The sequence below is a fragment of the Protofrankia sp. CiP3 genome, assembly GCF_917627345.1.
Taxonomy (GTDB): Bacteria; Actinomycetota; Actinomycetes; order Frankiales; family Frankiaceae; genus Protofrankia.
Genome location: NZ_CAKJTM010000037.1, coordinates 21278 through 30999, shown reverse-complemented (window position 1 = coordinate 30999; position 9722 = coordinate 21278). Strand labels below are relative to the sequence as shown.

Sequence of the window (9722 nt, the reverse complement as noted above, 5' to 3'; positions counted from 1 at the left end):
GAACGATCAACAGATCGGTCCATGCGGACGGATGCCCCGGGTGCCGGGGGTATCCCGGAGCGGGCATCGGACCAAGCATTGAACCGGGACAGCCAGGGCATCCGGCTGTCCCGGACAGTCGCGAGCAGGAACGCCATCCGACCAGCCACAACGCGGCCGGCCCGGGACCGGCCCGGCACCGCCGCCCCGGTCCCGGCGGTCACCGCTCGGCGTGGTTCCCCGGATGTGACGGTGCGGACTGTCCGGGATGGCACACGCATCCGCGGGCACCCTTAGGCTAAAGTCAGGTTTACTTAAATTAGAGCGTGCGCATGTACGAATTTAGGAGCCTTGTGGACGATGTTACCCGGCCAGCGGACCCACGGCTGCCACATTTCCACCGGGACCACCGCGTGTCATCGCCTGCCGGCTGCCTGGCGGCAGGCAGGCAGGCGAGCCCCCGTGCGGTGGTCTGCTCGTCGGAGTCCCGGGGCATCCATGAGGACCTCCGCGGCACGATACCCCGGCACCGTAGCTACCTGTTCCTCCCCACGCCTGCTCCATGGCCCCGGTTTGCCGGGGCCGCCCCGGCGTCGCTGCCCGGTCTCGGACCGATCCCGACCGACGCCACAACCATTCTGTACCGCTCCTACCCGAACAGTTCGGCACCGCTGGAACCGTTCCTGTGGAACGCGCACGACCGAATGATCACACGAGGCGCGGCGCGACCGGAGGCGGACCGTGGACCCGCAGCTACCGCGTGCCCGCCCTTGCCGCGGGCTCCGTTCCTGGGCGTGTGCATCCACGGCCGCCACGACCCATGCTGTGGTCTGGCGGGCGCTCCGCTGCTGCATCGCCTGCACAACCTGCTACCCGGCACCCCGGCCTTCGGCGTGAGCCATATCGGTGGTGACCGCCTCGCGGCAAACGCCATCACCCTGCCCAGCGGATACCTTCTCGGCCGCCTCGACACCGCCACCGACGAGGAGCTGTCGGAGCTCGCCCTCGACGGCCTGCTGCCGCTCGGCCACATCCGGGGCAGGCTCGGCTCCACGCCGGCCGAATCCGTCGCCGAGATCTGGTTTCGCCAGCGCTACGGCCTGCGCCGCCCGGACGATCTCCCGCGTACAACCATCACCAGCCAGCACGGTGACCACTACACAATCGCGGCCGAGCATGGCGGCCGGCGGCATCTGCTCGACATCCGCCGCGACCCGCACGAGGACGGACAAATCCACTTCACCTGCTCAGCAACGGAAAAATCCAACGGTCTGCGATGGCGGATCACGCTCCGTCGCTGACCTGGAATCCCGGCAACCCGCTTGGAGCAGCCGGCAGCGGAGGACGCGGGGCCAGGGCACGCGCCCCATAACCTCGTTCATTGATCCACGCCCCTGCTGCCGGGCGCTCTTATCCCACCGTTATCCCACCGCGTGAGCCTGCCGCCGGGCGAGCATGTCCCGGAATCGCTCGACGTTGTGGCCGTCGATGCCCAGGTCGAGCGCGCGAACCAGGTCGGCCAGGTGTTCGGGCCGGTTCGTGCCCACCGCAACCCGGCCGACCGGGGGCAGCGCAAAAGCGAGGCGGAACGCCGCCGCCGCGGTAGAGCACTCCTCGCCCGTCGCCATGAACGGCCGCAGTGCCAGCGTGCGCCAGACACTGTCCCCCGTGTCCCCGCCGAAGGGACTCATACCCCACCGCCGCTCGGTCGCGACCTCCAGGCAGCTGGCAAGATCATCAATTGCGTCCAGAATCCTCGCGGGGACCAGGATGCCGGCGCGGTGCATGAAGCACCACGGCCGGACCAGCCCGCGGGGCCCCGCGGCGATGGCCGCCGCAAGCACTGGCTGGGGATTCCAGGTCGAGATACCCCATGACCGGCAGAGGCCGGCAGCCACGGCGTCCGTCAGGACACCGGCCGCCGCCGCGAGACGGTCAGCGGCGTGAGCGAGCTCGAGGTCGCCCAGCGACCGCTCGGGGTTGTGCAGGAAGACGACATCCGGTGCCTGACCGAGTGTCGCCGCCGTCGTCTCAAGGGCCTCCTGGAGCCGCCCCGGTTCCAGCGAGTGGTCGTTGTGACCGCCAGCGCCGGGAAAGAAACCCACCTTGGTGGACACGGAAAAGCAGGGAAGAAGATCGGCCGCGGTCTGGAGCAGGATCGCATGCGAACGGAAACCCGCGTAGTTGAACGCCGTGTCGATATTCCGGATGCCGAGGTCGAGCGCGCTCTCTAGCAGTCCGCGTTCATGACGAGACCGGTGTAGCCCGAGGACAATTCGGGTGTCAGGCTGACGCACATCCCCTCCCGAATCAGTAGGTCGGCGAGCCGGCGGGCGTCCGTCCCCGTCTCCGCCCCCACCGCGGCGAGACTGACCGGCAGGCCGCTCAGCAGCCGGTCAAGGGCCGGGCGGGCCTTCTTCGTGAAGGTCAGTCTCCGCCCGCCCCCGAGAACAATCACGGCGGTGTCGCTCTCCCTGAATTCGGGCCTGAATTCCGAGACGCAGACGATCGATTCGACGCCCGGCCCGGGAAGATCCGTCGGCAGCGTCGGTGTGTGGCGTCTCGGTGGCTGGGTCCGTGCACGGCCGGCGAGGAATTCGGCGGGCGGGGACGAACGCAGCAGCTCGACGGCCGCGTTCACCAACGCGCGTTCCTGCGCGGCCCGTTCCTGTGCGCTGCCATCGCGGACCAGGTCACGCCGGAACAGCTCGACATCGCGGGCCTGGTCCGCGAGCCAGGTGAGCCAGTCGACACCGGTCCGTTTCGGAAAGCCGAACGTGATGTGGAGGCTGATGCCGCCGGTGTACTCAGCGCGTGTCGCCTGATGCCAGTAACCACGCGGAATGTGCATGAGGTCGCCAGCGCGGAGCGCACCTTTCCACACCTGTTGCGCACTGGCCGTGCCGTTGCGTTCCGCATCCCGGTACAGCGGGAAAGGGCGGGAGGAGCCCCGCACGTCCCATGTTTTCTCGCCCGCAACCTGGAGAACGACAACGTCGTGATCGTCCCAATGCAGCGGGAACCCCGCTGTCGACCGGGTGGTCAGGTAGGCATTCACCTGGACCAGTTCATGAGACCACCACTGAAGAGCGCGACAGGCCACCTCCATAGTGGCATCGAACATGTCAAGTCCATCGAGAACCAGGGTGAGCCCCGAGTCAAGAAGATCAGCTAACCGGTTCATGTCGGCGAGACGGGTCCGCTGCCCCCGCCGGCCCACTCGGGTAGTAAGATAGTCGCCCGGATGCATTTCGATGCCGTCTTGGAAACATCTGAGCTGCGGGGGTTCAAGGCTCCGCCGCATTACCAGATCCAGTAGCCGGGACGGCGTAAGCACTCGTTGGCATAACGCCTCGTCGGTAACGTGACCGCGAGCGAAGCCCTTCCCCAGCGACGATGCGCCCGACCAGCCGAACGCGGCCTCGATGGCGCGGACCAGATGATGCTTTGTGGACAATCCGTCCTGGCCCGTCTCCAACCCTGACGCGATCGGCGGGCCGGGTTCGCCCATGTCCTCGGACCGGTCCGTCACTGACCTTCAGGATAGTTGAGGCCGTCGGAACCGTCGCTGTCCGAATGCTCGGTGTCGAAACGGTCCTGAACACTGGCCAAGGTCTCCACCGCCACGACAAGCTCGTCGGCTGTTTCCACGTGCCCTCCTCAAGATCTGAATACTTGCTTCCGGCTACGCAGCTGTACGGCTACCAGATATACGACTACCAGTCGTACGGCCAGCACCCGCACGACTAACACCTGTACAGCAACACCGTTCACCGCTCGAATGTGGGCCGCGCGCAGGTGCCAAAGAAACCATACGTGCGCGTAAGGAGTCTCGCAAGATGTTTGCGTGCATCCATCCCATCGCCCCCTACCACCGACGGCAGTGCCGTATTCCCTGCCGAGGCCGACGTGACGGCGGCTCGCCCCGTACGGTCATCCACACTGTTTTCCCTCACCACGGTGGGGTTACAGCCGGGAAACGGATGAGTGAACGGCCGCCGCTGCCCCGCAGCATCGCCTCGAAGGCCGCCGGCACGTCCGCAAGCCCGATCTCGGCGGTGACCAGGCCACGAAGGTCGATGCCGCCCCGGCGGGCATGGTCGAGCAGGAACGGGACATCCCGGTCCGGGTCGCAGGAACCGAAGACGCAACCGGTGAGCGTGCGGGCAGAGTAGAAGATCTCCAGCGCGCCGAGGGAGACGAGGTCGTCCTTGGCGCCGACCCCCACCACCGTGGTACGCCCACCGCGCCGGGTGGCGCTCCATGCCGCCCGGATGGTCGCGGACTTCCCGACAACCTCGAAGGCGTGGTCGACGCCGATTCCGCCGGTGAGCGCCCGGACCTCCTTCGACAGCGCCGGCGAGGCGACGCGGAAGTGCGTCGCACCCAGCCGGAGCGCGAGTTCCTCCTTTGCCGCGGACACGTCCACCGCGATGATCGGGTCCGCCCCGGCCAGCCGCGCCCCCTGGAGCACCGACAGCCCCACCCCGCCCAGCCCGATGACCAGCACGGACGCACCTGCGGCGACCTTGGCGCTGGTGAGCACCGCGCCAACCCCGGTCAGCACCGCGCACCCCACGACGGCGGCCTCCGCCAACGGGACATCGGCCGGCAACCGGAGCACGCCGTTCTCCGGCACGACCGTCTCCTCGGCGAACGCGGCCGTGCCCAGCCCCGGGTAGAGCGGGCGCCCGTCGGGCAACGCCGCGTAGGGCGCCGCGCTGGCATCGGCGGCATGCTCGCACAGATAGGGCTCGCCGTGGCGGCAAAACCAGCACTCCCGGCAGGCGGGAACCCAGTTCAGCAGCACCGGGTCAGCGACGGCGACCCGGGTGACCCCTGGTCCCACAGCCACGACCGTGCCAGCCCCCTCGTGCCCGAGCACGGCGGGCACCGGCTGGCGCAGCATCCCGTTCGCCAGCGAGAGGTCGGAGTGACAGACACCCGCGGCGACAAGCCGCACCCGGACCCGGCCAGGGCCCGGATCAGGAAGAACGATCTCGGATAACTCCAGGCCCGCACCGGCCTCCGTGAGCACGGCCGCCCGCACTGTCGACGTCATACACACCTCCTCGGGAAGACTGTCACGGCCTGCGCCGGGCCTCCACAACCGCGGCCGGCAGGCCGTCACCCGACGATCATGGCTGGAACTCAGCCGGCACGGCGTGGACGCAGGCCGTCAAGGAGAAGACCCACGATCTCCTCCCGTACGGCGATCGGTAGCACCGGGTCGAGGGAAAAGGACGCGCGCAGCACCGCGGCGCCCATGAGCGCCTCGGCGGTGGCCGCGGCATTGGCGTCACCGCGGATCTCTCCGCGCGCGGCGGCGTCGTGGACGGCATCTTCGATCGCGGCCAGGCAGCGGTCGATCGAGTCGCGTGTGAACGCCTGGTAGATCTCCGGAAACTGTTTGATCTCCGCTACGCAGCGTTGCAGGATACTGCGGCGGGGCTCGACGAACACCGCCGCGATCCCGTCGAGCAGGACCGCCAGATCGGCCACGATCGTGCCGGTCCGCGGCGGGGCCAGGCCTGCCGCCAACGTGGACATCCCGGCCAGGATGAGGTCCTCCCGCCGCGGCCAGCGGGCGTGGATGCTGCGCTTGGCGGCCTTGGCCCTGGCCGCCACCGCGGTGACGGAGAACTCGGCGATCCCCTTGTCGGCCAGCTCCTGTACGGCGGCGGCCAGCACCCGTACGTCCACCGAGTCGTCGCGGGGCCGCCCGCGCGGACGAGGCTCGGCTGCCACCACCGCCCCAGCATATATGCAACGATCGTCGTTGCATAATTCGCCGGCAGCGATTAACGTCCCCACCTGGGTTGCATAAATAGGGAAGGAGCGAACCCCGGCCAGAACGACCGACAGCGCCTCGCCCGGCCACCCGAAACGGTCAGACCGCCCGGCCGGCAGGACACGGCCGGCAGCACCCGGCCGGCACAGCGCAGCCGGCAACAAACGCTCGAAGCTCTCGACATCGCCACCGACCACGCCACGATTCAGGGAAGCCAATGACGATTTACGATTTCACCGTCACGACAAGCAACGGCGAAACGCGGTCGCTCGGCGACTACGCCGGTCGTACGCTGCTGATCGTCAATGTCGCCAGCAAGTGCGGGCTGACCCCCCAGTACGAGGAACTGGAAACGCTGTACCGCGACGCCCACGACCGCGGCCTGGACATCCTCGGCTTCCCCTGCAACCAGTTCGGCGGGCAGGAACCGGGAACCGACGCCGAGATCCAACAGTTCTGCTCGACCCAGTACAACATCACTTTCCCGATCTTCCGTAAAATCGACGTCAACGGCCCAGCCGCGGACCCACTCTTTGTCTACCTGCGCGCGCAGGCACCCGGCGATTTCGGCCCCTCCGCCGGCTCCCTCTACGAGCACATCAAGGCCGCCAGACCGGAGACAATCGGTACGGACGAGGTGAAGTGGAACTTCACCAAGTTCCTCGTCGGCCGTGACGGAGCGGTGATCCGCCGCTACGAGCCCGCCATCGTTCCCCGGGAGATCCACGCCGACGTGCAAGCGGAACTGTCGCGATGAACGACCCGGCCCAGGCTCCGCTGTGGGATGCCCGGCCCCCGGCGGAGCCTGGGCGCTTCGAGCCATCCGGCCCACCCACGTGGTGATGTCCCATGCGTGAGGCGCTGGCGGAGCTGCTCAGCTGGTGGGAGTCGGGAACACCGTTCGCGCTGGCGACGGTCGTCGCGACCAGCGTGTCCGCGCCGCGGCAGCCCGGCGCTGTGCTGGCCGTCAACGCCGCTGGCGAGGCACTCGGCGGCGTCGCGGGTGGTTGCGTGGAGGCAGCGGTGTACGACACGGCCAGGCGCGTGCTCACCACCGGCGAACCAGTTCTGGAGACCTACGGCTTGAGCGAGGACGACGTGTTCGCGGCCGGCCTGACCTGCGGCGGGACAATCAGCGTCTTCGTGCAGCGCATCGACCGCACGCATGCGCCGGACTTCCCCGCCGTCGCGACGACGGTTCAGGCCGCGGAGCCGGTCGCGGTGGCCACGGCCATAGCCGGCTCGGCCCGGCTGGGAGCGCGGCGCGCGATATGGCGGGACCGGGCTCTTGGCACGCTCGGTGCCAAGGACCTCGATACGGCGGTCACCGATGACGGGCGTGAGCTACTTGCGCGGGGGCAGTCCGGCAGGCGCCGCTACGGGCCGGCGGGCGAACGGCGTTGCGATACCGTGACCGTGTTCGTCCAGTCTCTCCTCCCTCCCCCGCGCATGCTCGTCTTCGGCGCGATCGATTTCGCCCGAGCGGTCACCCAGGTCGGGGTTTTCCTCGACTACCACGTCACCGTCTGCGACGCTCGGGCGGTATTCGCCACCCGTAGGCGGTTCCCCGAGGCGCACGAGGTAGTGGTCGAATGGCCGCACCGGTACCTCAGGCATACCACAGTGGACCCGTCGACAGTGATCTGCGTGCTCACCCACGACCCGAAGTTCGACGTGCCGTTGCTGGTCGCGGCGCTGCGCACGCCCGCCGGCTACATCGGGGCGATGGGCAGCCGGCGCACCCACGCCGATCGGCTGGCCCGCCTGCGGGAAGCGGGCCTGGCCGGGGACGAGATCGTCCGCATCCGCGCGCCGATCGGCCTCGACCTGGGCGCCCGCACCCCGGCGGAGACCGCCATATCGATCGCGGCAGAGATCATCCAGAACCGCTCACAACGCAGTGGCCAACCGCTGTCGACCACGGCCGGCCCCATCCACGGGTGAAACAGCTCCCCCGGCCGGCCGCGGCTGACCTAGCCTCGTGGCTGACCCGGCCAGCGGAGTCACCCCAGGTGCTCAGACCTCGGCGACGGCCTCGGCGAACTGGGCCTGGTACAGCCGGGCATAGGCGCCGCCCGCGGCGAGCAGTTCGGTGTGGTTGCCCTGTTCGACGATGGCGCCGTTCTCCATCACCAGGATGGTGTCAGCGTCCCGGATGGTGGACAGCCGGTGCGCGATCACGAACGCGGTCCGCCCTGCCCGCAGAGTCGACATAGCTTGTTGGATCAGCACCTCGGTACGGGTGTCCACCGAGCTGGTCGCCTCGTCGAGGACAAGGATCAGCGGCTCCGCGAGGAAGGCCCGGGCGATGGTGATCAGCTGCCGCTCCCCGCCGCTGACGCCGGCACCATCATCATCGAGCACCGTGTCGTAGCCGGCTGGCAGGGTCCGCACGAAGCGGTCGACGTGCGCGGCGGCGGCGGCCGCGACGATCTGCTCCCGGGTGGGCTCCGAGACAGCGTACGCGATGTTCTCCGCGATGGTGCCGCCGAACAGCCAGGTGTCCTGCAACACCATGCCGATGCCTGACCGCAGCTCCTCTCGCGACATCGCGGCGATGTCGACCCCGTCCAGTGTGATCCGGCCGCTGGTGACATCGTAGAACCGCATCAGGAGATTGATCAGCGTGGTCTTCCCGGCGCCGGTCGGGCCGACGATCGCGACGGTGTGACCGGGTTCCGCGGTCAGCGACAGGTCCTCGATCAGCGGCCTGTCCGGCGCGTAGCAAAAGGCGACGTGCTCGAAGGCCACCCGGCCACGCAGCCGCTCCGGGTGCGCCGGGGCGACCGGGTCCGGTTCCTGCTCGCTGGCGTCAAGAAGGTCGAACACCCGCTCCGCGGAGGCCACCCCGGACTGCACCAGGTTCGCCATGCTGGCGACCATGGACAGCGGCTGGCTGAACTGCCGGGAGTACTGGATGAACGCCTGCACGTCACCGATCGACAGTGTGCCGGACGCGACCCGCAGTCCCCCGACGACCGCGACCAGCACGTAGTTGAGGTTCCCGATAAACATCATCGCCGGCTGCATCAGTCCGGAGATGAACTGCGCGCGCCAGCTGACCGCATAGAGCCGCTCGTTGTGCTCCCGGAAGATCCGCGCGGACTCCTCCTGCCGGCCAAACGCCCGGACCAGCGCGTGCCCGGTGTACATCTCCTCAATGTGCGCGTTGAGCCGGCCAGTGATCTCCCACTGGCCGACGAACTGCGGCTGCGCGAACTTCCCGATCCGCGTCGCGACCACGATCGAAATCGGCACTGTGACCAGCGCGATCAGGGCGAGCACCCAGGAGATCCAGATCATCATCGACAGCACGCCGACGATGGTCAACAGCGAGACGATTACCTGTGACAGGCTCTGCTGCACGCTCTGCCCGAGGTTGTCGATGTCGTTGGTAACCCGGCTGAGCATCTCTCCCCGCGGCTGGCCGTCGAAGTAGCGCAGCGGCAACCGAGAGATCTTGGCCTGTACGTCCCCGCGCAGCTTGCCGATCACCCGCTGCAGTGCCAGGTTGGCGAGCCGGGCCTGGACGACACCGCACAGCCCTGCCAGCACGTAGACGACGAGCACTCCCAGCAGTACGGATCCGATCGCGTCGAAGTCCATCCCATGACCGGGCGTGACGTCGAGCGAGGCGAGCAGGTCGGCCTGGGTGTCATGGCCGGCGGCGCGCAGCTGTGCGACAGCCTCCGCCTTCGACATACCGGCCGGCAGCCGTCGGCTGAAGACCCCGGCGAACACCAGGTCGGTGGCATGCCCGAGCAGCCGCGGACCAAGCACGGTGAGCCCGACGCTCACCATCGCCAGCGCGATCGTCACAACGAACAGATGCCGTTGCGGGCGCAGCAGCCCGAGTAGCCGGCGGCTCGACCCGGCGAAGTCCATGGACTTCTCCGCCGCGCCCTGACTCATGAAGAAGCGGCCCGGACCACCCATCGGTGTCGGCCCCCGG

The 9722-nt window shown here is 68.5% G+C and carries 10 protein-coding genes; 3 read left to right on the top strand and 7 right to left on the bottom strand.

What is annotated here, in order from left to right:
- On the bottom strand, positions 1 to 260 hold a 260-nt coding region (locus tag MJ797_RS14400), incomplete at its 3' end, for a hypothetical protein (RefSeq protein WP_239335006.1).
- 132 nt (positions 261 to 392) lie between these two features.
- On the opposite strand from MJ797_RS14400, the gene MJ797_RS14395 reads away from it, so the two are divergent.
- Positions 393 to 1280 carry a sucrase ferredoxin gene (locus MJ797_RS14395; protein ID WP_239335005.1) on the top strand — a complete coding sequence of 296 codons (888 nt, stop codon included), beginning with the start codon at positions 393 to 395 and terminating at the stop codon, positions 1278 to 1280.
- A 120-nt stretch (positions 1281 to 1400) separates the two neighbouring features.
- Here MJ797_RS14395 and MJ797_RS14390 read toward each other — a convergent pair whose 3' ends face one another.
- The 5 genes from MJ797_RS14390 to MJ797_RS14375 all read right to left on the bottom strand — a co-directional run bounded on the left by MJ797_RS14390 (position 1401) and on the right by MJ797_RS14375 (position 5727).
- Complete coding sequence (locus MJ797_RS14390) at positions 1401 to 2276, bottom strand: aldo/keto reductase (RefSeq protein ID WP_239335003.1); 876 nt, start codon at positions 2274 to 2276, stop codon at positions 1401 to 1403.
- Positions 2210 to 3436, bottom strand: a complete 1227-nt coding sequence (locus MJ797_RS14385; protein WP_239335001.1) for a cupin domain-containing protein — start codon at positions 3434 to 3436, stop codon at positions 2210 to 2212. The genes MJ797_RS14390 and MJ797_RS14385 overlap by 67 nt, the downstream gene beginning before the upstream one ends.
- A gap of 71 nt (positions 3437 to 3507) precedes the next feature.
- Positions 3508 to 3630 (bottom strand): hypothetical protein, encoded by a 123-nt coding sequence (locus MJ797_RS26990; protein WP_255720434.1) that lies wholly within the window; start codon positions 3628 to 3630, stop codon positions 3508 to 3510.
- Between the two features lie 301 nt (positions 3631 to 3931).
- Positions 3932 to 5041: a Zn-dependent alcohol dehydrogenase gene (locus MJ797_RS14380; RefSeq protein WP_239334999.1), complete on the bottom strand. Its 1110-nt coding sequence runs from the start codon at positions 5039 to 5041 to the stop codon at positions 3932 to 3934.
- Positions 5042 to 5130: 89 nt separating this feature from the next.
- Entirely contained in the window at positions 5131 to 5727 is a 597-nt protein-coding gene (locus MJ797_RS14375) for a TetR-like C-terminal domain-containing protein (RefSeq protein ID WP_239334997.1), read from the bottom strand.
- A 260-nt stretch (positions 5728 to 5987) separates the two neighbouring features.
- Between MJ797_RS14375 and MJ797_RS14370 the strand changes: the two genes are divergently transcribed.
- Together MJ797_RS14370 and MJ797_RS14365 are read left to right on the top strand one after the other, a co-directional pair.
- Complete coding sequence (locus MJ797_RS14370) at positions 5988 to 6527, top strand: glutathione peroxidase (protein WP_239334995.1); 540 nt, start codon at positions 5988 to 5990, stop codon at positions 6525 to 6527.
- Between the two features lie 92 nt (positions 6528 to 6619).
- Positions 6620 to 7714 carry an XdhC/CoxI family protein gene (locus MJ797_RS14365; RefSeq protein ID WP_239334993.1) on the top strand — a complete coding sequence of 365 codons (1095 nt, stop codon included), beginning with the start codon at positions 6620 to 6622 and terminating at the stop codon, positions 7712 to 7714.
- Between the two features lie 72 nt (positions 7715 to 7786).
- Here the strand turns inward: MJ797_RS14365 and MJ797_RS14360 are convergent, their stop codons facing one another.
- Positions 7787 to 9706 (bottom strand): ABC transporter ATP-binding protein, encoded by a 1920-nt coding sequence (locus MJ797_RS14360; RefSeq protein WP_239335028.1) that lies wholly within the window; start codon positions 9704 to 9706, stop codon positions 7787 to 7789.
- Positions 9707 to 9722 lie beyond the last annotated feature (16 nt).